22 protein-coding genes are annotated in these 23448 nt (G+C 55.0%); 8 read left to right on the forward strand and 14 right to left on the reverse strand.

The window, feature by feature from the left end; all coding sequences use genetic code 11:
• The first annotated feature begins 16 nt into the window (after positions 1-16).
• Together KIH26_RS15475 and KIH26_RS15480 are read left to right on the forward strand one after the other, a co-directional pair.
• A complete protein-coding gene (locus tag KIH26_RS15475; protein ID WP_249661436.1) occupies positions 17-373 on the forward strand; it encodes a BrnA antitoxin family protein in 357 nt (118 codons plus the stop codon).
• 11 nt (positions 374-384) lie between these two features.
• The gene (locus tag KIH26_RS15480) at positions 385-1446 is read left to right on the forward strand and encodes a restriction endonuclease (RefSeq protein ID WP_213446593.1); all 1062 of its coding nucleotides are present in this window, start codon (positions 385-387) and stop codon (positions 1444-1446) included.
• A 31-nt stretch (positions 1447-1477) separates the two neighbouring features.
• On the opposite strand, the gene KIH26_RS15485 is transcribed toward KIH26_RS15480, so the two are convergent.
• The gene (locus KIH26_RS15485; protein WP_213446594.1) at positions 1478-2506 is read right to left on the reverse strand and encodes a zinc-binding alcohol dehydrogenase family protein; all 1029 of its coding nucleotides are present in this window, start codon (positions 2504-2506) and stop codon (positions 1478-1480) included.
• 24 nt (positions 2507-2530) lie between these two features.
• Entirely contained in the window at positions 2531-3625 is a 1095-nt protein-coding gene (locus KIH26_RS15490; RefSeq protein ID WP_213446595.1) for an alkene reductase, read from the reverse strand.
• 160 nt (positions 3626-3785) lie between these two features.
• Between KIH26_RS15490 and KIH26_RS15495 the strand changes: the two genes are divergently transcribed.
• The 6 genes from KIH26_RS15495 (at position 3786) to KIH26_RS15520 (ending at position 11228) form a co-directional block, all read left to right on the forward strand.
• Entirely contained in the window at positions 3786-4685 is a 900-nt protein-coding gene (locus tag KIH26_RS15495; protein ID WP_213446596.1) for a LysR family transcriptional regulator, read from the forward strand.
• Between the two features lie 90 nt (positions 4686-4775).
• Complete coding sequence (locus tag KIH26_RS15500) at positions 4776-5513, forward strand: DUF3025 domain-containing protein (protein ID WP_213446597.1); 738 nt, start codon at positions 4776-4778, stop codon at positions 5511-5513.
• A 68-nt stretch (positions 5514-5581) separates the two neighbouring features.
• Complete coding sequence (htpX, locus tag KIH26_RS15505) at positions 5582-6463, forward strand: protease HtpX (RefSeq protein ID WP_213446598.1); 882 nt, start codon at positions 5582-5584, stop codon at positions 6461-6463.
• A gap of 235 nt (positions 6464-6698) precedes the next feature.
• Complete coding sequence (pyrF, locus tag KIH26_RS15510) at positions 6699-7526, forward strand: orotidine-5'-phosphate decarboxylase (protein ID WP_213446599.1); 828 nt, start codon at positions 6699-6701, stop codon at positions 7524-7526.
• 188 nt (positions 7527-7714) lie between these two features.
• Positions 7715-9676, forward strand: coding sequence for a DUF1800 domain-containing protein (locus KIH26_RS15515; RefSeq protein WP_213446600.1), 1962 nt, complete (start codon positions 7715-7717; stop codon positions 9674-9676).
• A gap of 13 nt (positions 9677-9689) precedes the next feature.
• Positions 9690-11228 carry a DUF1501 domain-containing protein gene (locus tag KIH26_RS15520; protein ID WP_213446601.1) on the forward strand — a complete coding sequence of 513 codons (1539 nt, stop codon included), beginning with the start codon at positions 9690-9692 and terminating at the stop codon, positions 11226-11228.
• Positions 11229-11230: 2 nt separating this feature from the next.
• Here KIH26_RS15520 and glcF read toward each other — a convergent pair whose 3' ends face one another.
• From glcF to KIH26_RS15580, 12 genes are all read right to left on the reverse strand, one after another.
• Positions 11231-12457: a glycolate oxidase subunit GlcF gene (gene glcF, locus KIH26_RS15525; RefSeq protein ID WP_213446602.1), complete on the reverse strand. Its 1227-nt coding sequence runs from the start codon at positions 12455-12457 to the stop codon at positions 11231-11233.
• Between the two features lies 1 nt (position 12458).
• Positions 12459-13586 (reverse strand): glycolate oxidase subunit GlcE, encoded by a 1128-nt coding sequence (gene glcE / locus KIH26_RS15530; RefSeq protein ID WP_213446603.1) that lies wholly within the window; start codon positions 13584-13586, stop codon positions 12459-12461.
• Between the two features lie 62 nt (positions 13587-13648).
• Positions 13649-14431: an SDR family NAD(P)-dependent oxidoreductase gene (locus tag KIH26_RS15535; protein ID WP_213446604.1), complete on the reverse strand. Its 783-nt coding sequence runs from the start codon at positions 14429-14431 to the stop codon at positions 13649-13651.
• 17 nt (positions 14432-14448) lie between these two features.
• Positions 14449-15360: an SMP-30/gluconolactonase/LRE family protein gene (locus KIH26_RS15540; RefSeq protein ID WP_213446605.1), complete on the reverse strand. Its 912-nt coding sequence runs from the start codon at positions 15358-15360 to the stop codon at positions 14449-14451.
• 10 nt (positions 15361-15370) lie between these two features.
• Entirely contained in the window at positions 15371-16225 is an 855-nt protein-coding gene (locus KIH26_RS15545) for an aldose 1-epimerase (RefSeq protein ID WP_213446606.1), read from the reverse strand.
• Positions 16226-16268: 43 nt separating this feature from the next.
• Positions 16269-17393 (reverse strand): Gfo/Idh/MocA family protein, encoded by a 1125-nt coding sequence (locus KIH26_RS15550; RefSeq protein ID WP_213446607.1) that lies wholly within the window; start codon positions 17391-17393, stop codon positions 16269-16271.
• A gap of 146 nt (positions 17394-17539) precedes the next feature.
• Positions 17540-18358, reverse strand: a complete 819-nt coding sequence (locus KIH26_RS15555; protein WP_213446608.1) for a carbohydrate ABC transporter permease — start codon at positions 18356-18358, stop codon at positions 17540-17542.
• Between the two features lie 8 nt (positions 18359-18366).
• Positions 18367-19257 carry a carbohydrate ABC transporter permease gene (locus tag KIH26_RS15560; protein ID WP_213446609.1) on the reverse strand — a complete coding sequence of 297 codons (891 nt, stop codon included), beginning with the start codon at positions 19255-19257 and terminating at the stop codon, positions 18367-18369.
• Positions 19258-19273: 16 nt separating this feature from the next.
• Positions 19274-20539 (reverse strand): ABC transporter substrate-binding protein, encoded by a 1266-nt coding sequence (locus tag KIH26_RS15565; protein WP_213446610.1) that lies wholly within the window; start codon positions 20537-20539, stop codon positions 19274-19276.
• Positions 20540-20589: 50 nt separating this feature from the next.
• Positions 20590-21567, reverse strand: coding sequence for a tripartite tricarboxylate transporter substrate binding protein (locus KIH26_RS15570; RefSeq protein ID WP_213446611.1), 978 nt, complete (start codon positions 21565-21567; stop codon positions 20590-20592).
• On the reverse strand, positions 21564-22631 hold the full coding sequence (locus tag KIH26_RS15575) for an ABC transporter ATP-binding protein (RefSeq protein WP_213446612.1): 1068 nt from the start codon (positions 22629-22631) through the stop codon (positions 21564-21566). The genes KIH26_RS15570 and KIH26_RS15575 overlap by 4 nt, the downstream gene beginning before the upstream one ends.
• Before the next feature lie 18 nt (positions 22632-22649).
• A complete protein-coding gene (locus KIH26_RS15580) occupies positions 22650-23447 on the reverse strand; it encodes an HpcH/HpaI aldolase family protein (protein ID WP_213446613.1) in 798 nt (265 codons plus the stop codon).
• Between the last annotated feature and the right edge of the window lies 1 nt (position 23448).

A 23448-nucleotide genomic window follows, 5' to 3' on the forward strand; every position in this document is an offset into this window, starting at 1 on the left:
TTTTGGAGAATAGATGATGACTAAGAAAATTCTAGGTTCTGCCCAAGCTTGGGAAGAACGCGCCTTGGGCGCTGACGAGCAGTTTGCCGCACCCGTGCCTTCGTCGGTGGAGCTAGATGCGCAGATTGATGATGCATTGGCTTTGCGCATGATCTCGATTCGCCTGCCCGAAACTTTGATCGAAGATTTCAAAAATATCGCCACCGTGCGCGGCGGTGCTATGGGCTACCAAACCCTGATGCGCCAAGCACTCAAGCGCTTTGCAACGAGCGAATTGAAGCTAATTGCGCGAGAAATGGCTGAGCAAGTGCAACAAAAAAGGGCGGAAGCTGCGGCTAAGCCGCAAGGCGATTTGATGCGGAAAGCCGCTTAGAAAGGCGCCTTATGGCACTCTGGTTGGTACGCGCTGGCGCGCATGGTGAGTTTGAAGGCAAGTTCCTGGCTGAGAACAAGCTGTTTTTGACTTTTGATGATCTTTGTGTTGACCTCCGCAGGTTTGAATCTTCTGAGGCCTTGGCGCAAAAATTGGGGGAGATTTATACGCAAGATGGCTTGGGGCGAAGGCGCAATCATGCCTCGCAGTTGTGGCCGTTTGCGCATCGCATGCAGGTCGGTGATTGGGTAATCTTGCCGCGCAAAACTGATCGCACCATCTGCATAGCGGAGATCGCGGGTGAGTACGTTTTCAGTGACAAGGAGGAAAATCCGTTTTTCCACTCGCGCAAAGTCAAGTGGATTAAGGAAGGCATTCCTCGCTACCACTTTGGGCAGGATTTACTGAATTCTTTTGGCGCATTCATGACGGTATGCCGTATCGTGCGTAATGACGCTGAAAATAGGGTGCGCAAGATGGCCGCGCATAAGTTTGGCCCGGAGCAATTGATTGATATTGTGAGCGCTGCCCATAAAAATGGGAGCGAAGCTGGCATAACAGATGATGCTGAGGCGAGCGATGCAGCAACGGATTTAGAGGCTGCAGGCCAAGACCAGATTGCTAAGCTGGTGATGGCTAGATTCAAAGATCATGGCCTATCGCGCTTAGTTGAAGCAATTTTGCAGGCACAGGGCTACAGTACCTTGCGCAGCCCTGCCGGCGCAGATGGGGGCGTGGATATTTTGGCGGGCTCAGGTGCTTTAGGCTTTGGGGAGCCCAGGCTTTGCGTGCAGGTGAAATCGCATGTTGACAAGCCAGCTGGTATCAAGGAGTACAACGAGTTGGGCGGTGCCATGAAGAAGGTACGCGCCTCCCATGGCTTGTTTGTCTCTTGGGCTGGGTTTACAAAACAAGCTGAGGCAGCGGCAAGGGATGAGTTTTTCTCCGTGCGGCTATGGACGCAGCGCGAATTATTTGCAGCTTTGTTTGAGGTTTATGAGCGCCTTCCAGCAGATCTGCGCTCTGAATTACCAATGCAAAAAATCTGGGCAGTGGCTGTGCCGGATGTTTAGCATTTAGTGATTGCCCCTTCTCTAGCGGTACTTAAAACCCCGCCAGCACCACCTTACCGCGCGATTTTCCCGATTCAATCAAAGCATGCGCACGCTTGAGATTCGCCGCATGGATGCTGCCCATTTGCTCTGCAGCTGTGCTGCGAATCACACCCGCATCCACGAGCTGCGCCACTTCGCTGAGCAAGCGGTGCTGAGCGATCATGTCGGGCGTTTGGAAGAGTGAGCGGGTGAACATCAGCTCCCAATGCAATGAAATGCTTTTGCGTTTGAGTTGCATGATGTCGATGGGCAACTTGGGATCATCAATGAGGGCGAGCTTGCCTTGCGGTGCGAGGCATTGCACGATTTGCGCGTAGTGCGCATCGGTGTTGGTGAGGCTGGCCACATGGGTGACGTCTTCGATGCCGATGCGCTTGAGCTCTTCAGACAAAGGTTTGCTGTGATCAATCACATGATGCGCGCCCAGCTCTTGTACCCAGGCTTGCGTCTCAGGCCGCGAGGCTGTGCCGATCACCGTGAGTGATGTGAGTTGGCGCGCGAGCTGGGTGAGGATGGAGCCTACGCCGCCGCTTGCGCCCACGATGAGCAAACGCTCATTGCTGGCTCGCTTGCCCGGCTCATTGCTTTGCACGACGCCCAAGCGATCAAACAACAATTCCCAAGCGGTGATGCTGGTGAGCGGCAGGGCGGCGGCTTGCGCAAAATCCAAGCTCTTGGGCATATGCCCGACGATGCGCTCATCGACCAATTGCTGCTGCGCATAGCTGCCCGCACGAGTGATGTCGCCGGCATACCAAACGCGATCACCGGGTTTGAACAAAGTCACCTCCGGCCCTACAGCCCGCACGATGCCGGCAGCATCCCAGCCGATCACCGCCCATTGGCCGGGCTGCGGCTGGCGAGAGGCGCGGATTTTGGTGTCCACCGGGTTGACGGAGATGGCTTGCACATCAACCAAGATGTCATGGCCGCTGGCTTGCGGCGCGGGCAGATCCACATCTTGCAAGCTGAGGGCATCGCTGATGGGCAAGGGGTTTTGGAAGGCAATGGCTTTCATGAGGTGTTCTCCAAAAAATGAGGTTTACTGAGCTGGGGCGTAATCAAAGTAGCCACGCGCATCGCCGCCAAACAGCGTGCTTGTATCGGGGCTGGTTAAGGCGATGTTGTGGCGCAAGCGCTTTGGCAAATCAGGATTGCCGATGAAGGGGCGACCGAAGGCGACCCAATCTGCAAAGCCTGCATCGATCACAGCTTGCGCTTTCTCCAGCGTGTAGCCACCTGCCACGCCAATCGCGCCCTTGAAAGCCGCGCGCACATCGCGGCGAAAGCTCTCGGGCACTTCGGGGGCATCATCCCAATCTGCTTCGGCGAAATGCAGATAAGCCACGCCTTTGTCAGATAACAGCTTGGCCGCTTGCAAAGTGGTTTCGATCATCTCGGGGCAATTCATGCCGCGTTGCGTGATATGCGGCGACATGCGCACGCCCACACGCGCTGCGCCCATCACGCTCACCACCGCATCCACCACCTCTTCAAAAAAGCGCAAGCGCTTGTCGTTGGAACCACCATACGCATCGGTGCGTTGATTCGAACTTGAGCGCAGGAAGGAGTCAATCAAATAGCCATTGGCTGCATGGATTTCCACGCCATCAAAGCCTGCATCTTTGGCGTTTTGCGCGGCTAGTGCGTAGTCCTCAAGGATGGCTTGAATTTCGCTGACTTCGAGTGCGCGCGGCACGGGGCAATCCACCATACCGCCTTGGCCGTTGGCATCGACGATCCACACTTTGGCATCTGGTGCAATGGCAGAAGGCGCAACGGGCGCGCCACCGCCTTGAAACGAGGCATGCGACATGCGACCCACATGCCACAACTGCAGCGCCATGCGCCCGCCCGCCGCATGCACAGCATTCGTCACACCGCGCCAGCCGGCCACTTGTTCTAGGCTATGAATACCGGGCGTGAAGCTGTAGCCCTGCCCTTGAGGCGAAATCTGTGTGGCCTCGCTCACGATGAAACCTGCACTGGCGCGCTGCGCATAGTAAGTCGCCATCATGTCGTTCGGCACATTGCCGGGCTGGGTGCTGCGGCTGCGCGTCATGGGGGCCATCACGACGCGATGGGGCAACTCAAATGCGCCGAAATTCAGAGGAGAGAAGAGCTTGGAGGTATTCATGTTTTTTCTATCTGAGTTCATCATCAAAGTGGTTTGGCTTAGGCTTGCCTTGGCGATGAGTGAATTGTGATTTCATTTAATTCAAAGATAAATAGCCAATCATTTGAATGTATTTTCAAATAAATATTTAAAATAAAGCTTCAATGACTCAAAAACGCCCATGAAAGCCCTCCAGGATCTGGATATCTTTGTGCGCACCGTTGAAACGGGCAGCCTGTCTGCCACGGCGCGCGCCCTGGATCTCACGCCCGCAGCGGCCAGCGCGGCCTTGAAACGCCTGGAGGCTGAGCTGGGCGCGGCGCTGTTTGTTCGCTCCACGCGCAGCCTGCGCCTGACGCCGCGCGGGGAAATCTTTCTGGAGCAAAGCCGCCCGGCGCTGCAAGCTTTACAGCAAGCAGCTCGCCTTTTGGCGCAAGGCGAGGCAGCGATCGAAGGGGCGCTGAAGCTGTCTGCGCCTTCGGATTTGGGGCGCAATGTGCTGCTTCCCTTGTTGGAGGAGTTTCAGCAAGCGCATCCGCGTGTGCAAGTGCGATTGCAGCTCTCAGATCGCGTGGCCAATCTCTACAGCGAGCCGGTGGATGCCGCGTTTCGTTACGGCGAGCCGCCTGACTCGACTTTGGTGGCACTGCCCCTCGCGCCAGACAACAGGCGCGTGCTCTGCGCCTCGCCAGAGTATCTGAAGCGCCATGGCGAGCCCGCTTCGCTGCAAGAACTTTCCGAGCGCGATGGGCTGTGCTTCATGTTTGGCGAAACTGTGTATGACCGCTGGCACTTCGCAGGGGAGGATGGCAAGAATTTAAGCGTGCGCATGCGCGCCGTGAATGTATCCAACGATGGCGATGCAGTGCGCCGCTGGGCGATCTTGGGGCGCGGCATCGCTTACAAAGCGCAGCTCGATGTGCAGGCTGATTTGACAGCCGGCAGGCTGCGCGTGATCTGCCCCCAATGGTCAGAGCCAGCGCCGCTGTACATGGTCGTGCCTGATCGCCGGCAACTGACACCACTGCTCAAAAGCTTGCGCGATCACATCGCGCAAGGTCTTGTTGATAGGCAAGTCTGAGTGCTTGAATACAAGCATTTTAAGAACAAAATAGGCCTCTCGCCGGCATAAAATGTGCGCGAACAGCTATCAATTTAATAGTAATCTCAGATGTTTCCACCGATTGATTGGCAAGCTCCGTGGTGGCATCACTGGCGCGAGCATGGCGTCCGCGTGGCTGCGCTAGTGCATGCGGGCGCGCGCGTGCATGAGGCGCTCAATGCGGCTGGTGTGGATGGCAGCGTGCGCTTCGTGCCGCAATCCGCTTTGCCCGAAGGCCTGGCCTATGAAGCCTTTATCTTCGAAACGAACACCGTGCCCACGCGGGATAACTTGCATGATTTTTTCAACGGCTTGGCATGGCTGCGCTTTCCGTTGATCAAGGCGCGGCTCAACGCCTTGCAATATGAACAGATTCGAAAAGATGGCGTGCAACAACTTCGCGGCGCAGTGCGCGATGCGCTCACCTTGTTTGACGAAAACGCAGCTTTTCTTTGCGCAGATTTACACGCTCCCGTGATTGCTGCGCTGCGCAAACATGATTGGCAAGCAGCCTTTCAAACTCACCGCCACTTGCTGGCCGAGCATCCACCCGTGCTTTTCGGCCATGCACTGCTTGAGAAACTGGTTTCACCCTATAAATCCATCGTAGCCCACGTCTTTCCTGCGCGAAGTGCTATGAATTTAGAAGTAATAGACGCGGCAGTTGCAGCGCAACTGAGTGAAAACAGCCTGATCCCCAAGCCTTTTGCGCCACTGCCTGTGCTCGGTGTGCCAGCTTGGTGGGCTGCGAACGAGAATCCTGATTTCTACACGGACAGCACGGTCTTTCGAGCGCCGCGCCCTTGATTTTTGGCATGCTGGCCTTACCATTAGCACCATCGGCTCACCTTCGTGCGCTGTTTTGAAGTTTTGACATGAAACGCATCTTCTTGTTTCTTTTGACCAACATCGCCGTGATGGTGGTGCTCGGTGTGATCACCAGCATCTTCGGCTTGAACCGCTTCATGGGCCCAGGCGGCCTGAGCATTCCTACGCTGATGATGTATTCACTCGTGGTGGGCTTCACTGGCGCATTCATCTCGCTGCTCATCAGCAAGCCCATGGCCAAATGGAGCACCGGCGCGCGCGTCATTGGCGGCCCCGGCGTGCAGCCCTCCACAGGCGATGAAGCATGGATCGTCGGCACGGTGCAAAAGTTTGCTGACAAGGCAGGCATCGGCATGCCCGAAGTGGCCATCTACGAAGGCGAACCCAATGCCTTTGCTACGGGTGCATTCAAAAATTCCGCACTGGTTGCCGTATCTACTGGCCTGCTGCAGAGCATGACCAAGGAAGAAGTCGAAGCCGTGATCGGCCATGAAGTGGCGCACATCGCCAATGGCGATATGGTGACGATGACTTTGATCCAAGGCGTGATGAACACCTTCGTGGTCTTCCTCTCACGCGTGATCGGCTACTTTGTCGATAAGGTCGTGCTGCGCAACACCAGCGATGGCCCCGGCATTGGCTACTACGCGACCACCATCGTGCTCGATATCTTGCTCAGCTTCTTGGCGCACATGATCGTAGCCTGGTTCAGCCGTCAGCGCGAATTCCGTGCCGATGCTGGTGCAGCCAGCTTGATGGGGCAAAGCCGCAGCATGCAAAACGCACTCGCCCGCTTGGGTGGCCTGGCTCCCGGCGAGTTGCCCAAGAGCGTGGCTGCCATGGGCATTACGGGTGGTTTAGGCAAACTCTTTTCTACACATCCTCCGATGGAAGAGCGCATTGCCCGCTTGCAGCAAAGCAAAATCTAAATTTTCCTGATTCTTCAGGACGAGCCCACCTTGTGTGGGCTTTTTTTATGGGTTTTCATTTAGCGCTGCAATATGCCGAAATGAGAACGCAGAAAGCGCAGAAAACCCATCACCACTAAGAGCAATACGGCGAGCGACAGCAATCAGGTTTTTTTGCGCCTTCTGCGCATTTTTGCGTCTTTTGCGTTCTCCTCTTGGATCGCCAACCCAAAAAAGCAAAGATTAAAATCAGAGCATGCGTTTCCTCGAACAACTCCAAGCCGCCCAGAATCAAAACCAATCCATGCTCTGCGTCGGCCTCGATCCTGAGCCAAGCCGCTTCCCCGGCGCCTACAAAGGCAACGCCAACAAGATTTACGATTTCTGCGCAGCAATAGTGGATGCCACGGCAGATGCTGTGATCGCCTTCAAACCACAAATCGCCTACTTCGCAGCGCATCGCGCAGAAGGCCAACTCGAACGCCTCATGGAACACATGCGCCGCGCTGCGCCCAACGTACCCATCATTCTCGATGCCAAGCGCGGAGACATTGGCTCCACAGCCGAGCAATACGCGATTGAAGCTTTTGAGCGCTATGGTGCAGATGCCGTCACGCTCTCGCCCTTCATGGGCTTTGATTCTGTGCAGCCCTATTTGAAGTATCACGACAAAGGCGCTTTCTTGCTCTGCCGCACCTCCAACAAAGGTGGAGACGATCTGCAAAACCAGCGCTTTGCCTCCATCGAAGGCCAACCTCTTTTGTATGAGCATGTTGCCAAGCTCGCTCAAGGGCCTTGGAATCTCAATGGCCAGCTCGGCCTTGTCGTAGGTGCAACTTATCCCAATGAAATCGAGCGTGTGCGCAGCATTGCACCCACACTCCCGCTACTCATCCCAGGTGTAGGTGCGCAGGGCGGTGATGCGCGGGCCACTGTACGCGCAGGTTGGCGCGCCAATGCGCCCATCATCGTCAATTCATCGCGCGCAATTTTGTATGCCTCCAATGGCGATGATTTTGCACAAGCCGCACGGACGGAAGCCCTCAAAACCCGCGATCTTCTGCAGCAAGCACAAGCAGTTTGATCAGGCCCGACATCTAACAGATTTGTCACTTTTTCCTTTCATCCAAGCAAGCGCGCCGCTCGTCTTGGCGCGCTAACAGCTGGTCACAGCTTCGTTGAATTGGTAGCGATTTTTCACCTCTACTTTAGGAACAAAGTCATCAACAAGGCTTTACATTGGCGTGACCTCATGTCACCTCTGTACAAGCCATGCAAGAAATCGACACTCCAAATATCGCTGCTGACAGCCCACCTCTAGCACACCGCGCGTCTTCACTGCCGGATGCAAGGTCTGAATCATCATGTGCAAATCGATCACCAGCGGCGGGGCAATCCTACAGCCCGCATGCACTGACTTTGCTTGCCTCTGCACTGCTAGCAGCCTGCGGCGGAGGCGGCAGCGGTGGCTCAGCAGACGACGGAAGCTTGCCCAGCGCACCTGGATTTAATAACTTTCCCAAAGCCGCAAACGATAACGAAGCTTCGCGCTTTTTACTCCAAGCGCAGTTTGCTGCCAAACCCGCCGATGTGAGCACCGTTCGTGCCGGATCGTTCGCAAGCTATTTGAAGCAGGAATTTGCCAAGCCCATCAACACCGCCTGGGATTGGCTGGAGTCTCGCGGTTATGGTGCTAACGGATCCGTGGATAAAAACGTCTACAACTCCAACATTGGCGACTACATGGTCTGGCGCGATCTCATGAGCGCGCCTGATGTGCTGCGCAAACGTGTGGCATTGGCACTCTCAGAATTCTTTGTCGTCTCGCTCAATTCCATGGAAATCGACTGGCGCGGCTACACGATTGCGGCCTATTGGGATGTGCTCAACAAGCATGCCTTTGGCAATTTCCGTGATTTGCTGGAAGACATCACCCTCAATCCAGCCATGGGTTACTACCTGAACACACGCGGCAACCAAAAAGAAGATAACCGAGGCCGCCTACCGGATGAAAATTACGCGCGTGAGGTGATGCAGCTCTTCACCATCGGTTTGTACGAGCTCAATCTGGATGGCACAGCAAAAATAGATGCTGCTGGCAAGAAGATTGAGAGCTACGACTCCGATGACGTGAGCCAACTCGCTCGTATCTTCACAGGCTACAACTTCGACCCTGCTTACTCACCTTCCTCTCCTAACGGCATACAGTTTCCAGGACAAAACTACAAAATCTGGTCGCGTGAATATGCCCGTCGCCCCATGACTTTGGATGCCACTCGGCACTCCACTTTGGCTGCTAGCTTTTTAGGTATCAACGTCCCGGCACGCCCAGGTGGAACCGGCGGCGCAGCGGCGCTGAAAACTGCGCTGGACGGCTTGTTCAATCACCCCAATGTCGGCCCCTTCTTTGGCCGTCAGATGATTCAGCGCTTGGTGACCAGCAACCCATCTCCTGAGTATGTGACGCGTGTGGCCAGTGCTTTCAACAACAACGGGGCAGGCGTTCGCGGCGATATGAAAGCCGTGTGGGTGGCGATCTTGCTCGACGACGAAGCACGCGGCTCGCAGGGTTTGGGCAACCCAGAGTTTGGCAAACTGCGCGAGCCTATGCTGCGTTTTGTGAATTGGGCGCGTAGCTTTGGTGTCGTTTCCAAAGCAGGTTCGTGGAAGCTCGGTGACTTATCCAACGCTTCCAATGGCTTGGGGCAAAGCCCTTTGCATTCACCTTCAGTATTCAACTTCTTCCGCCCTGGCTATGTGCCGCCCGGTACTGCGCTGGCGACCAAGCAATCGACTGCGCCGGAGTTCCAACTGGTCAATGAAACCACGGTGGGCGGCTACGTGAACTACATGCAAAACCGTATTCGCAGCGGTATCCGAGTTAACAATGCCACTTCGCCCGATGGGGATTTCGTCGCCAATACGGATACCACCGACTTCGAGGGCGACTACACCGCGCTGCTGGCGTTGATCAACAACAGCACCAGCACCGATGCAGAAAGCCAGCGTGTGGCGCAATCGTTGGTGAGTTATCTCAACACCTTGCTATGCGCAGGCCAGCTTGGCGGTAACAACGTGGCAGAGATCACCAATGCTTTGAGGGCAGCCATGATGCAAAGTAATCGCCGCGTCACCAATGCCAACACCACGCAAATGGATGGCTATCGCCGAGATTTAATTGCTTGTGCCATCTTGATGGTGATGGCCAGCCCCGAATACCTGATCCAAAAATAACGTAAGGATTGCCATGCATCTGATCCAACCTCATCTTCACACCCGCCGCGCCTTCTTGCGCCGCGCTGGTCAATTGGCATTCACGGGCGCTGCCTTGCCAACTGCCATCAATTTGGCAGCTCTGGGCGAAGCCGCTGCCTTCAATGCTGGCTCGGATTACAAAGCGCTGGTCTGCATTTTTCTCTACGGCGGCAACGATTACGCCAATACCGTGGTGCCCTACGATGCAGCCAGCTATGCCGCCTACCAAACCATTCGCGGTACGACAGGCTCGGTCGCTGCCAATGGTATTGCATTAGCGCAGGCTGATCTCGCACCGATGTTGCTGAACCCTACTGTTGCTGGTGCGCCGGTCTCTGCCATTGGTCAAACAGGTTTGCAATATGCCTTGCACCCCAGCATGACAGGGCTGCGTGATCTGTTCAATACCGGTAGAGCCGCTGTGCTGCTGAACACGGGCCCCTTGGTCAAACCCATTACCAAAGCGCAGTACCAAAGCAACGACCGCACGAACTTCCCTGTGCCACCCAAGCTGTTTTCCCATAATGATCAACAGTCCATTTGGCAGTCTTCCTCGCCTGAGGGCTCTACGGTCGGCTGGGGGGGCAACTTGGGCGATTTAGCCATGAGCTCGAACGCGACGCCCCTGTTCACTTGCATTTCCGTCACCGGTAATGCCGTGTTTCTCTCGGGCGATCAGGCGCTGTCATATCAGGTGGGCACGGGCGGCGCCGTGCGTATCAACAGTGTGGGCGCAGCAGGTAACAATTTCGGGCTGAACTCCGTGGGCTTGGCGATGCAAAACCTCACCACGAGCATTGGTCGCAGCCATATTTTGGAAAACGAATACAACCGCGTGACACGCCGCGCCGTGGATGCTGAGCTGGCAATCACTAGCGCATTGTCTCAACCCGATAGCCTCCCCACCGCAGCAGCTTTCAGTGGCTTTGACAACAACAACCCGTTATCGGTGCAATTACGCATGGTCGCTCGCTTGATTTCAGCCCGGACGAATTTGAACAACAAACGCCAAGTCTTCATGGTCTCACTGGGCGGCTTCGATTCGCATGACAATCTTCTGTCTGACCATATTCGCAATATGGGCCGTGTCAGCTCTGCAATGAAGGCTTTCTACGACTGCATGAGCACTTTAGGTGTCGCGAATAAAGTCACGGCATTCACTGCTACAGATTTTGGTCGTACCCTCTCGTCCAACGGCGACGGCTCAGATCATGGCTGGGGCAGCCATCAAATCATCATGGGCGATGCGGTCAATGGCCAAGCGTTTTATGGCTATGCACCTCCAGTAAGCGTAAGTAGCACGACAGCGCCACAAGATCAATGGCATGTGGGTCAAGGCCGCTTGCTGCCCACCACAAGTGTGGATCAGTATGCAGCCACTTTGGCGAAATGGTTTGGCGTAGATAGCAACGAGCTCACAGGAACGAGCAGCGTGCTGCCCTTCTTGGATAATTTCGCAGGGCGTCAGCTCACAGTGAACGGAACAAGCTTGACCTATGCCAATGATCTTGGCTTCATGAAGCCGGCTTGATTTCAAGCCAAAGCAGCATCGAGTATTTCAATCCAATGCCGCACCGGCAGATCTGTGCCACTTTGCAGGTGCGTGATGCAGCCTATGTTGGCGCTCAAAATCGCTGCTGGCTTCATCTCTTGCAAATTGCCGAGCTTACGGTCGCGTAATTGATACGACAACTCGGGTTGCAAGACGCTGTACGTGCCTGCTGAGCCGCAGCACAAATGCGCTTCGCAGCTGGCGGTTTTGATGTTGAAGCCCAGCTCTGAGAAATGCTTTTCTACGCCGCCTTTGAGCTGCTGGCCGTGTTGCAAGGTGCAGGGTGGATGGAAAGCGAGTTGCTCTTGGCTCGCAGTTTTGAGTTTTGGCTTCAGTGCAGTGACCAGCTCTGCAAGTAATTCGCTGACGTCTTTGGTGAGCGCGCTGATCTTCGCGGCTTTGCTTGCATACGCCGCATCATGCTGCAGGATGTGGCCATACTCTTTCACTGTCACGCCGCAGCCGGAGGCATTCATGATGATGGCCTCAATCTCGCCTCTTTCTACATACGGCCACCAAGCATCCACATTTGCACGCATCTGTGCCATACCGCCGTCTTGGTCGTTCAGATGGAATTTCACCGCGCCACAGCAGCCCGCTTTGGGCGCACTGATGGCTTGAATGCCCGCTGCATCCAGAACGCGCGCGGTGGCTGAATTGATATTCGGCGACATGCTCGGCTGCACGCAGCCTTCCAGCATCAGCACCTTGCGCGCATGCTCTCGCGTGGGGCGCTCACCTGCAGAGCGCTTCTCAGGCACTTTGTTTTTCAAAGCTTTGGGCAGCAATGGGCGCACTATCTGCCCCACAGCCATCGCGGGTGCAAACAGCGGCGATGGCAAACCTTCCTTCAAAGCCCAGCGCAGCGCAGACTCGCCCGCAGGCCTGCTCACTTTCTCATCCACCAGCTTGCGCCCAATGTCCACCAAATGCCCATACTGTACACCGCTGGGGCAAGTGCTCTCGCAATTGCGGCAGGTGAGGCACCGATCCAAATGCATCTGCGTCTTGCGTGTCGGCTCCTCGCCTTCGAGCACTTGCTTGATCAGATAAATCCGGCCACGTGGCCCATCGAGCTCATCGCCGAGCAATTGATAGGTGGGGCAAGTCGCGGTACAAAAACCGCAGTGCACACACTTGCGCAAAATACTTTCTGCCTCTTGGCCTTCGGTGCGAGATTTGTATTCGGGAGCGAGATTGGTTTGCATGTTAGATCACCCCCAGACGACCTGGATTGAAAATTCCGGCAGGGTCGAATTCAGTTTTGAGCTTGCGATGAATCGTTTTCAAGGGTTCATTTTGAGTATCAAATCGGCTTATAGCCGGCATAGAATCTGCGCGAGATGCTATGAAAAGTGTAGTGTTCCCGCCAGTTGCTTGGACGGCTGCGCGAATGCGCTGCGCGGCTTGCGAGCGCTCTGCGCTGGGTGTGAACAGCCAGCGCTGGCCGCCTAGCCAATCCATCATCGTGTCGCCCAAGCCCATGGGCGGCGTGATTTGCGGCACGCTGATGCGCCACAAATCATCACCACGCGCAAAGCCCTCTTTGAACCATGGCAGCTGCAAATCACGCGCGGCGCTCCAATCAGCAAGCGTTTCTGGTGAATCCACACGAATACCGCCAGCCTCGATGGCCAAGCGCTGGCAGGCGGAATTCACCGCCGCGACTGCGCCACGCAAACGCAGATACAAACTCGGCACGCCTTGATCCATCACCCAAGAGCTGGCATTCAATGGCAGCGGCTGGCCAGCCCACTCATTGCAGTAGCGAATGGCAGCGGCCTCATCCATTTCAAAGCGCAGAGTAGCCTCTGCGACGGCTTTCGGCAAAACTTTGAGCGAGACTTGAGTGATCAACCCAAGTGTGCCCATGCTGCCTGCAAGGGCGCGAGACACGTCGTAACCCGCGACGTTTTTCATGACCTGGCCGCCGAATTCAAGCAGCTCTGCTTTGCCATTGACCAAATGTGCACCGAGCACGTAATCTCGCACGCCCCCTACGCAAGCGCGCGCAGGGCCAGCGAGGCCAGCGGCAACCATGCCGCCAACGGTACTGCTTTCATTGAAATGCGGCGGCTCGAAAGCCAAGCACTGTCCTTTTTCTGAGAGTACGGCCTCAAGCTCAGCCAAGGGCGTGCCGGCTTTTGCCGTGATCACCAATTCACTGGGCTCATAGCTCACGATTCCAGCATGTGCACGCGTATCGAGAACGGGAAGTGCAGCATCAAAGGGCTCACCATAAAAATCTTTGCTGCCCCCGCCGCGAATACGCAGTGGGGCTTTGGCTGAAACAGCGGCTTGAATCTGATCAACGAGAGAGATAAGGCTTGCATCCATTGCCCTATCCTAACTGGCTTCATGAAGGAAACGCGTGAAGTTTGCTCAAAGTAACTGTGAAATCAGCCCACCACAGAGACCTGCGCCAAGCCTGCATCCACGATCAGGTTGTGCCCTGTGATGCCTTCGGAATCATCGCTAGCAAGGAACAAAGTCGGTTTAGCCACATGGATGGATTCCAAGCGGAATTTCAGGCATTGGAGTTCGATGAATTTTTTGTCTTCTTCTGGGTTGCGCCAGAGTTCATTTTGGCGGGCTGTGACAATGGCGCCAGGTACGAGCGCGTTCACGCGGATACCATGCTCACCCAGCTCGCGTGCGAGGCTGCGTGTCATGCCGCTGATCGCCGCTTTGCTGCTGGTGTAGCCAATCAAGTTAGGGCGGCCGCGCATCCAGCTGATACTGCCCATATTGATGATCGAGGCTTTTACGCCCGCCAATTGTGCGCGAGCAGCTACAGTTTGTGTAGCAAATACTTGATGGCGTAAATTGATGTTGAGGCAATTGTCCCAATACTCGGGCGTGAGCTCAGACAAGGCATGGCGATCATCGCGGCCTGCGTTGTTCACGAGCACTTGAATCGCGCCGAACTTATCGCAGACGCGATTGAGCATCGTTTGCAGCGCCGGGATGTCGCGCACATCGCAAGGCTCGTAATACGGCACAGCATGGCCCGCCTGGGTGATTTCTTCGATCAAAGCATCGCCACCACCAGGCTTGGTGCCATTGAACGCAACAATGCTGCCCTGCGCTGCGAAAGCGCGCACGATCTCTGCGCCAATACCTGAGCTGCCACCGGAGACGAAGACGACTTTGTTTTTGAGGCTGGGGTAGAGGGTAAGCATCGCAAAACTCGCTTTTTTCAATCCGAATAAAAATTCACAGGCATGCCCGCCACGTTCACACGCATGCTGAATACACAACCCATCTGCGGCTCGCGCGTTGTTTCTGCTTCGCTGCGGCCATGGCGTGCGCTGGTGAGATAAAGCGTCTGCATATCATCGCCGCCAAACGCAGGCATGGTGCAAGTCGTCATGGGTGTTTCGATGCTTTGCAGCTCCACACCTGTGGGCGAGAGCTGCACCACACGCTTGCCTTCAAACATCGCAACCCATAGATTGCCCTGCACATCGACTGCCGCGCCATCTGGCCGGCCACCATAGCCGCCGTTTTGAGCTTGCCCGCTCACCCAGCCAGCTGGCTTAGCGGCGAATTCTTTGAAGATGCGCTGGTTCGTCATCGCCCCCGTGGCCGCATCAAAATTCCAAGCCCAGATGGTGTGCTGCGGTGTATCGGCCCAATAGATCGTCTTGCCATCAGGCGAGAAAGCCAATGCATTCGCCACGATAGCGTTACCTTGCTTGAACTGGAGCGTGCGGCCATCCCAGCAAAGCAGCTGGGCGTTATTGGCAGTACGCGGTTCAAACATTGTGCCGACCCAAAAGCGCCCTGCCGCGTCACATTTGCCATCGTTGCTACGCGTGGTGCTGGCATCGTGATCAATCACGCAGAGTTGCTCTAGCTCGCCGCCCCAGCTCTGCGCGCGCACGATGCGATCTCGTAGTGCGATGATGAATCCACCCGACTTTGCAGGTGCGAAGCAACCAGGCTCACTGGGCATGCCCCAGGTTTCCACATCGCCGGTAAATGCATTCAGACGATGCACTTTGCACCCCGCAATATCTGCCCAATACAGCATCTGCTCTTGCGGATGCCAAAAAGGGCTCTCGCCGAGGATAGAGGGCGTGCTGGTGATTGGATGCCAAGTGCTCATAGGAAAGTCTTTAAGGTGCGCTCACTGCAATTTGCATCGAGACCTGCCATGATTGTCCGGGTTCCAGCGTCACCACGCCACGCGTTTCAGATTCTTTTGGGTTACCAGCATTCATCGCATTGTTAGCATGGCTCACCGGCTCGATAGCGACGAAATCTTTATCTGCATTGGTGAAGACAACGAGACGGCGCATATCAGAGCTGATTTGAATTTGCATCGCCTCATCGTGCAAAGCGACCTCGCCACTCCAGCCTTCAAAGCAATTGTCCACATCCAGGCTCGCGCAGTCTTGCTTCAAGCCAGTGCTCGGATGCAAATCCGTCGGCAATTTCTCCGCGCTCATTTGCCAAATGCCGCTCGCCTCAAATGCGATCCGTGAAGCGGCACGCTTCACAAAATAAGGATGCCAGCCCAAGCCAACTGGTGCAGCTTGAGACGATTGATTGGTGATGCTCATCGTCATCTCCAATGCGTTGTCATGCAAGCGAAAGGTCTGCGAGGCATCGAAAGCAAACGGCCAAGCTGCGCCACCAGTATGCTCCAAGCTCAGCATGCAAAAATCATCGGATTGCTCGAGCACCTCCCATGCGCGCTGCCAGCCGATACCGTGAATGCTGTGCTCCTCACCCGCAAAATTTTTCACCAGCGGATGATCCGTCCCATTCCACACCAGCTTGGCATGCGCCACGCGGTTGGAAAACGGAATCAGTGGGTAACAGGCCGAAAGCCTCACATTCTGCAAACTTCCCGCTGTGCTGGAGCGCAACACAGCTAGCCCCTTCCACCACAAGCCTTCAATGCAGCCGCCTACATCCGGGCGGATTTGCATGCGTAGATCAGCAGATTGCAGAACTATTAAATTCATAGCATTTAGCGCAGATTCTATGCCGGCGGTAGGCTGTTTTGGCTTATAAAACAGCAGGGATCACGTCGCTGAGCAAGACCGGCAGACCCGACTCGATACTGCGATGCGCCGCCATGCCTGTGGCGACTGAGCGCAGTCCTTCTTCCAGAGAAATTTCTGCGGGCAAGCCTTCACGAATCGCTTGAGCAAACTTCTGGTGCTCAATCCAACTCGCGCCAAAGTGCTGGCCGGCGTAGCGGATATTCGTGTCCCACACACGGCGCGTGGCCACGCCTTTGCCTGTGCCCGAAGGCTGTCCCCAGACTTCGCGCTTACCCCAATCTTCTCGCCTGCCCACGCGCAAGGTGAGCGAAGGAATCAGAGATTCGATTTTGCCTTCTGAGCCAACGACGCTGATGTGTTCGTTGTCCACACTGTTCTCAGCAAACATGCACAGATCAAGTGAGGCTCGCGCGCCGCTTGGATATTCCACGATGACGAAAGCGCTGTCCAAAATATCGGGCGTCTTGCCACTGTATTTTTCATCCAAGTGATTCACGCGCTGGCCGCCACTGGCATACACCTTGAGCGGTTTTTCTTGCAAGATGTGATCCATCAAATTGAAATAGTGGCAGCACTTCTCTACCAGCGTACCACCTGTATTTGCAGAGAAACGATTCCAATCACCCACCTTGGGATAAAACGGCTCACGGTGCTCACGAATCGCCACCTGTTGCAGCGTGCCGCACTCACCCGCATGCGCGAGGCGAATCAACTCAGCCACAGGTGGCATATAGCGATACTCTTGCGCCACCCAAGTGACTTTCTTTCTGCCTTTGCCGCGCTTGACGAGATCAAGCCCATCTTCCATCGTGGTGACGAGCGGCTTCTCAGCGAGCACATGCACATCAGCCGCGAGCACTTCACGCAGGATCACAGCATGCGTGAAGTTCGGCGTGCCGACGACAACCGCATCGCAAAGGCCGCTATCGAGCATGGCGCCGACTGTTTCAAACACCTTGGGCTGCACTGCGGCGCTGCGCAGCAAAGCCAGCGATGCATCAATGCTGGGCTTATGAGGATCTTGCAGCGCGGTGATCTGCACATCATCCGTCGAGAGCAAATTCAAAATATGCTCTCGTCCCATGCTGCCGCAGCCAATGATGCCGTAACGAATGATTTGGTTCATGATCAGTTCAAATAACAAACTAGAGAACAGAACGCAAAATGCGCAAAAGTTACGCAAAAGACGCAGAAAAGAAATACAAATTTCGGGTGTTTCTTTTTTGCGTATTCTGCGTATTTTTTGCGTCTTTTGCGTTCAAAAGACCTGCCCTAACCCTTCAAGCCACCTTGCGTTAGTCCGCCCACCACGCGCTCCTGGAAGATCGCAATGAGCACAGCCACAGGAACAATCGTGACGATCAACGCAGCAGAGATGATCGGCCAAGGAAAGGTGAATTCGCCTTGATACAGCGTGATGCCCACAGGCGCTGTGCGCATGGCGGCACTGGAATTGAGCGAGAGGGCGAGCAAGAATTCATCCCATGCATTCACAAAAGCCAAGATGCCAGCTGTGAACACGCCGGGTGCAGCCAGTGGTACGACCACGCGCCACAAAGCGCCAAGCCGAGTGCAACCATCAATCATCGCGGCATTCTCTAAATCTTTCGGAATGCTTTGGAAGAAGCTCACAAGTACAAGTGTGCACACAGGAAGATTGAGCACAATATAGGGCAGCACTAACGCCGTGTAAGTGTTGAGCAAATTCAAAGCGCGCATCGTCTCAAAAATTGGCACGAGCAACGTGACGAGCGGGAACATGCTGGACGCAATGATGCAGGTGAGAATGAGCTGGCGGCGTTTCAAATTCAATCGCGCAATCGCATACGCCGCAAAAGCCGCAACGATCAAAGAAGCAATCGTGGCGAGCATGGCCACGATAAAGCTATTGCCCAAATACTTGAGCAAAGGCTGATCGGTGAACGCCTGCACGTAGTTTTGCAGCGTGGCATTATGAGGCCAATAGGTGATAGGCTTTTTCACCAACTCCACTTCGGTTTTGAGTGAAGTGAGCAAAATCCATAGCGCGGGAAAGAAACCATTGAAAACCACTATGGCGGCTGCGATCCAGCGCAGCTGTTTGGAGTTCAAACTCGGCATCATGCTTGCTGCCCCACACGCTTGAGATAGACCGCCGTGATCGCCATGGAGATTAAAAACATGCAGACGGCCAGCGTAGAGCCATAGCCCACATCGAGGTATTCAATCGTGGTTTTGTGGATCAACATCGCCAAAGTCTCTGTGCTGTTGCCAGGCCCGCCCTTGGTCATGGTGTAGGGAATATCAAAAGTTTGTAATGCGGTGATCGTGCGGAAAATCAGCGCCACGATGATACTGGGCATGAGCATAGGAATGGTGATTTGCCAAAACTGCTGCCACCGAGAAGCGCCATCGACCTCGGCCGCTTCATAAAGCGATTTGGGGATCATCTGCAAACCTGCGAGCAAGATCAAAGCCATGAACGAGGACGATTTCCAAATCACCGTAAAGCAAATCGCGGCAAACGCCCAATTGGGGCGCAGCAACCACATCGTTGTCTCGTCTTTGCCCAAAATGCGCAGCACATCGTTGACGATGCCGTATTCGGTATGAAAAAACCAAGCGAAGATCAAACCGGCAAAACTGAGCGGCAGCGCCCATGGCAGGAGGAGCGCGAGGCGCACAGGCCATTTGCGTTTGAAAGGCAGATTAGCCAACATCGCCAAACCCAATCCCACGACGAGTGCGCCCGGTACGGTGATCAAAGTGATCAACACCGTGTTCTTCGTGGCATTCCAAAAGTCTTTGTCTTTCCAGACTTCGATGTAATTGTCAAACCCCACGAATTTGATCTGACCCGAGCCTCCAGAGAGGCGCAGATCAAAAAAGCTGTTGTAGATGAGCTTGCCAATCGGGTAGACCACAATCAGCGCCAGCAAAAGAAATGCTGGCAAGAGCAGTAAGAAGCCCAGCGTTTTTTCGCTGGGATCTCGCAACTTGGCAAAGCTCATCTGCGCAGCTTTCCGTTTAACGCATCACGCGGTTCAAGCGGCCTTCGATATCGGCCACACCCTCAGCAGGCGTTTTGGTGCGAGCCAAAACGGCGCTGGTGTTGGTGCGGATCGCATCGCTGACTTGGCCATACTGCGTGCTGATCGGGCGGGCTTGGCCAGCCGTCACCACATTCGCTGCATCTTTGAACCAAGGCACGGCTTTCACCACATCAGCATCGGTATAAACCGACTGATACGTAGGCAGCAATGAGCCTTCAGCAGCCAAGAATTTGCTAGCCGCAGGTGAGCTCATGTATTTCACGAGATTCGCTGCCGCTGGCTTGCTCTTGCTGAACGCGCTCACAGCCCACTGCCAGCCACCCACGCAGGTCGCGCTTTTGCCGCCGGCCACAGCAGGAAGAGGCATCACACCCACTTTGCCTTTGACTTGGCTATCAGCATCGTCTTTGAAACGATCCCAAGCAAAGCCCCAGTTGATGGCGAACAGCACATTGCCCGCTTTGAATTCATTCACCGTCACAGGTGTGGTGACTTCAGCGATGTTCTTCTTGAGCACGCCATCGTCCACCATCTTGAGCCACATGCTCATGCCGCGCTCGGCACTGGCTTTGTCCAAAGTCATCTTGCCTGCGGCATCGTTGAATTGCTTGCCCATGCTCCAGTAAGGCAACAAGAACGTGCAGACTGCACCTTCAATCGGCGCGCCCTGGATGGAGAGGCCTTGTAAATTCGGGTTTGCACCTTTTTCTGCGGCTGTGACTTTCTGGGCCGCTGCTGAGAGCTCGTCCCAAGTCTTGGGCTCTTTGATGCCATGCTTTTCCAGCAAATCTTTGCGGTAATACATGAACATTGCATCGGCGAAAGCTGGCATCGCAGCAACTTTGCCATCCACCATATTCGCTTGCGCATACACGGGCAGATAAGCTTTCAATGCATCTTTGCCCACATACTGATCCAATGGCTCGAGCCAGCCTGCGCTGAAATACTGCGCAGGATTAACGATGTCAATCATGTAGATGTCAATCGCAGAATCTTTCGCGTTCAACACCGTAGAGAGATACTGGCGCTGCAACTCGGATGTTGCGCCACCAGTTTCGATATCAATCTTCACTCCAGGGTTGGCCTTTTGGTATTCATCAAACAGCTTGCGCATCAAATCGGGGCGCTGGTTCGTTCCACCAGAGAAGACGCGCAGCGTGGTTTGCTGCGCATAAGCCGTGAGGCTCATGGTTGCGCCCAAGGCCAGAGCGGCCAGAGCTGTGAGTGTGCGACGTTTCATAAAAGTCTCCTTCGGTTAAAACTGAGTAACGATAACGGGTTGAAGCAGGTTTACTTTTCATACAGATTGTGCTGCTTCACAACCTGCTTGAATTTTTCATGCTCTGCGAGAGCGAAGCTGCGAAATTGATCACCTGTACGATAAGCAAGCGGTGTGTATGCAGCTTGGGCACGAGCTTTATAGATCGTGGTGCTCGTAGCTGCTTGACATGCCGTCTCTAACTTGGCGCGGATGTCTGCTGGCAAGCCTTTGGGCGCAACCAAACCGCCCCAAACCGAGCCGCGCGCTTTCACGCCAAGCGATTTTGCCGTGGGCACGGTTTCGAAGCCAAGCACCGGCGTATCACTCAAAGCAATCAAGGGGCGCAATTGGTGCTGCGTGGCAACCGTTGGGGTTTCGTTGAAGAATTGAATTTGCTGCGTCTTCAGCGGGATGATCATCTCGCCCGTGCTTTTGAATGGCACGGCCACCGCTTGCGCATTGTTTTCTTGCGTCAGCTCGATCATGGAAAGATGCAGCACACCGCCAATGCCTGAGATACCGTAGTTGAGCTTGCCGGGATTGGCCTTGGCAAACTTCATCAGATCTTGATATGTCTTGTAGGGTGAATCTTGCGCCACCATCGCCATCACCGGCACATCGTATGTGCCACAGATGTAATCAAATTGATCGGGCGTGTAGGTAGGACTCTCTCGCCGAGCAGGCTGCAAGGTTTGCGGTCCGGTGGTCGTCATCGCAATCGTGTAGCCATCAGGTTTGGCGCGCGCAGTGTTTTGCATGCCGATCAAGCCACCTGCGCCTGCGGTGTTAACGATGACGATGCTTGCGTTGTTGCCCACCGCTTTGGCGAGCTCGTCTTGGAGCAAGCGCGCCATGATGTCGGTCGTGCCACCTGGGCCGAAAGGTACGATCATCTGAATCGCGCGATCTGGATACTTGCCTGCGCTTTGCTGGGCAAATAGGCCAATCGATGGCATAAAACCTGCGCAGACAGCTATTAATTTAATAGCAAATGATTTACACTTCACAGATGCACTCCTGATGCTGCATCAAACAAATGCATATGCTCGCTGGCTAAATGAATGCTCATGCGCTCGCCAGCTTTGCCAGCAAAGTTGGCAGCGCAGCGCGCCACCATTTCGCTATTACCAACTTGGAACGTGACCAAGGTTTCTGCACCAAGCGGCTCTGTGATCACAACTTGCGCGTTCGCGCTCACGCTGCCTGCGCTGCTGACTAGGGCTATGTTTTCTGGGCGGATGCCAAAGCTTAACGATGCAGCAGTTTTGCCACCCAAAGCAGCGGGCATGGGCAGCGTAACACCGGCACCCAAATCAATTTGGCCACCACTCAAAGTGCAGGGCACAAGGTTCATGGGTGGAGAACCCGTGAAGCCTGCTACGAATACTGCTGCGGGTTGGTTATAAATCTCGCTAGGCGAAGCGTATTGCATCACCCGACCAGCAGAGAGCACGGCAATGCGATCAGCCAGTGTCATGGCTTCCACTTGATCATGCGTCACATAAATGATCGTTGCGCCCAAACGCTGATGCAGCTTTTTGATTTCACTGCGCATCTCGCCACGCAATTGCGCATCAAGATTAGACAACGGCTCATCGAATAAAAACACTTTAGGCTGGCGCACAATCGCTCGGCCTATCGCTACGCGCTGGCGCTGCCCGCCGGAGAGTGCGCCTGGCTTGCGCTCGAGCATGTGATCAATTTTCAGTAGCTTGGCCGCATCCATCACACGGCGTTTGATCTCGGTTTCGTCTGTGCCACGCAGGCGCAAGCCGAAGGCCATGTTGTCATAGAGATTTTTATGAGGATACAGCGCGTAATCCTGAAACACCATCGCAATATCGCGGCTGCGTGGCGGCTCATCGTTCACGCGCTTGCCATCGATCATCACATCGCCGCCACTGATACCTTCTAGGCCAGCGATCATGCGCAATAGGGTAGATTTGCCGCAGCCGCTTGGCCCCACAAACACCACAAACTCGCCATGTGCAATCGACAAATCTACGCCATGTATGACGTTGTTTTTTCCGTCATACGATTTGACGACTTGCTTGAGTTCGACCGATGCCACTGTGTTTGCCCTCTTGCTTTAATAACCTTGTGAATGAATCTTGATATCTTGCTGTCGAATGGTGGAAAGCACGGCAGCGCAATTCCTCATCATTAAACCCAGATCTGATGCCACACCGATATAGTCAAAACCCGAAGCGCGATATGTCGCAACGGCTTCAGGCGTGCCACCCACGGTGCCCACGGGTTTACCCGCTGCATGGCAGGCTTTCACACCCTCAGCCATCAAAGCCACCACATCTGGATGCATTAAATTGCCGACATGCCCCATCGCACCACTCAGATCGCCAGGACCGATGAACACACTGTCAACGCCCTCTACTGAAGCAATCTCTTTCATCCGGCTCATGGCCTCGGGCGTTTCGATTTGTACGATCACGCTCACGGCTTCGTTGGCCACTTTGAAATAATCCTTCACTGTGCCAAAGCGTGAACCGCGGCTCATCGCTGCCATGCCGCGCACGCCTTGGGGTGGGTATTTCGCTGCAGCAACTGCCTTCTTCGCTTCTTCCACAGTTTGCACAAACGGGAACATCAAAGTCTGCGCGCCAGCATCGAGCACGCGCTTCACGAGCACCGTGTCATTCCAAGGCACGCGCGTGATCGGTAGCATCGGCGTGCCAGCAATCGCTTGCAGCAGATGGATAACCTCCATCATGTCCAGTGGCGTGTGTTCCATGTCCACCACCGCCCAATCAAAACCTGCGCAGCCCATGGCCTCTGCGACGACTGGGCTGGCTGACATCACCCAGCTACCAACTGGGTAACCCGCGGGGAGGTCTTTTTGGGCGAGGAGGGTTTTGAAGGGGTTTTGCATG

Source organism: Variovorax sp. PCZ-1 (assembly GCF_018413605.1).
Classification (GTDB): domain Bacteria; phylum Pseudomonadota; class Gammaproteobacteria; order Burkholderiales; family Burkholderiaceae_C; genus JANMDU01.

What these genes read in the sequence shown, in the direction of transcription:
- KIH26_RS15475 (WP_249661436.1), top strand. Translation starts at nt 17, where the DNA reads ATGACTAAGAAAATTCTAGGTTCTGCCCAAGCTTGGGAAGAACGCGCC.
- KIH26_RS15480 (WP_213446593.1), top strand. Translation starts at nt 385, where the DNA reads ATGGCACTCTGGTTGGTACGCGCTGGCGCGCATGGTGAGTTTGAAGGC.
- KIH26_RS15485 (WP_213446594.1), bottom strand. Translation starts at nt 2,506, where the DNA reads ATGAAAGCCATTGCCTTCCAAAACCCCTTGCCCATCAGCGATGCCCTC.
- KIH26_RS15490 (WP_213446595.1), bottom strand. Translation starts at nt 3,625, where the DNA reads ATGAATACCTCCAAGCTCTTCTCTCCTCTGAATTTCGGCGCATTTGAG.
- KIH26_RS15495 (WP_213446596.1), top strand. Translation starts at nt 3,786, where the DNA reads ATGAAAGCCCTCCAGGATCTGGATATCTTTGTGCGCACCGTTGAAACG.
- KIH26_RS15500 (WP_213446597.1), top strand. Translation starts at nt 4,776, where the DNA reads ATGTTTCCACCGATTGATTGGCAAGCTCCGTGGTGGCATCACTGGCGC.
- htpX (WP_213446598.1), top strand. Translation starts at nt 5,582, where the DNA reads ATGAAACGCATCTTCTTGTTTCTTTTGACCAACATCGCCGTGATGGTG.
- pyrF (WP_213446599.1), top strand. Translation starts at nt 6,699, where the DNA reads ATGCGTTTCCTCGAACAACTCCAAGCCGCCCAGAATCAAAACCAATCC.
- KIH26_RS15515 (WP_213446600.1), top strand. Translation starts at nt 7,715, where the DNA reads ATGCAAGAAATCGACACTCCAAATATCGCTGCTGACAGCCCACCTCTA.
- KIH26_RS15520 (WP_213446601.1), top strand. Translation starts at nt 9,690, where the DNA reads ATGCATCTGATCCAACCTCATCTTCACACCCGCCGCGCCTTCTTGCGC.
- glcF (WP_213446602.1), bottom strand. Translation starts at nt 12,457, where the DNA reads ATGCAAACCAATCTCGCTCCCGAATACAAATCTCGCACCGAAGGCCAA.
- glcE (WP_213446603.1), bottom strand. Translation starts at nt 13,586, where the DNA reads ATGGATGCAAGCCTTATCTCTCTCGTTGATCAGATTCAAGCCGCTGTT.
- KIH26_RS15535 (WP_213446604.1), bottom strand. Translation starts at nt 14,431, where the DNA reads ATGCTTACCCTCTACCCCAGCCTCAAAAACAAAGTCGTCTTCGTCTCC.
- KIH26_RS15540 (WP_213446605.1), bottom strand. Translation starts at nt 15,360, where the DNA reads ATGAGCACTTGGCATCCAATCACCAGCACGCCCTCTATCCTCGGCGAG.
- KIH26_RS15545 (WP_213446606.1), bottom strand. Translation starts at nt 16,225, where the DNA reads ATGAATTTAATAGTTCTGCAATCTGCTGATCTACGCATGCAAATCCGC.
- KIH26_RS15550 (WP_213446607.1), bottom strand. Translation starts at nt 17,393, where the DNA reads ATGAACCAAATCATTCGTTACGGCATCATTGGCTGCGGCAGCATGGGA.
- KIH26_RS15560 (WP_213446609.1), bottom strand. Translation starts at nt 19,257, where the DNA reads ATGAGCTTTGCCAAGTTGCGAGATCCCAGCGAAAAAACGCTGGGCTTC.
- KIH26_RS15565 (WP_213446610.1), bottom strand. Translation starts at nt 20,539, where the DNA reads ATGAAACGTCGCACACTCACAGCTCTGGCCGCTCTGGCCTTGGGCGCA.
- KIH26_RS15580 (WP_213446613.1), bottom strand. Translation starts at nt 23,447, where the DNA reads ATGCAAAACCCCTTCAAAACCCTCCTCGCCCAAAAAGACCTCCCCGCG.